The organism is Adlercreutzia equolifaciens (assembly GCF_029076695.1).
In the GTDB taxonomy this organism is placed as follows: Bacteria; Actinomycetota; Coriobacteriia; order Coriobacteriales; family Eggerthellaceae; genus Adlercreutzia; species Adlercreutzia equolifaciens_A.
In genome coordinates, this window is record NZ_JARFIK010000157.1 from 1 (window position 1) to 348 (window position 348).

At 60.9% G+C, this 348-nt stretch carries 1 protein-coding gene; it reads left to right on the top strand.

What is annotated here, in order from left to right:
* Positions 1-30 precede the first annotated feature (30 nt).
* A partial coding sequence (locus PZH32_RS11885; RefSeq protein ID WP_275208465.1) for a hypothetical protein occupies positions 31-348 on the top strand: 318 nt, incomplete at its 3' end.

Below are 348 nucleotides of genomic sequence, written 5' to 3' on the forward strand. Positions count from 1 at the left end.
GCCGCCAGACTTCAGGAGGTGGCCCGGGTAGTGAGCGCGGCCACAGCGCGCCTGGCCGCGCAGATCGAACAGTCAGATAAAGGCGCGCGAGAGACCTCGGGCAGACTGGGAGAGGCGGCTTCTGCCATGCAGCAGATGAATGCCACAGTGCAGGAAGTGGCGCGCAACGCGTCCATTGCCTCGCAGGCCTCCACAGAAACCCGCGCCAAAGCCGAAAATGGCGCAGAGATCGTCAAGCGTTCGCTGCACAGTATTGATCAGGTGCATGAAGCGTCCATGACGCTCAAGGACGACATGGCTCTACTGCGGGAGCACACGCAGAACATCAACCGCATCATGGGTGTTATT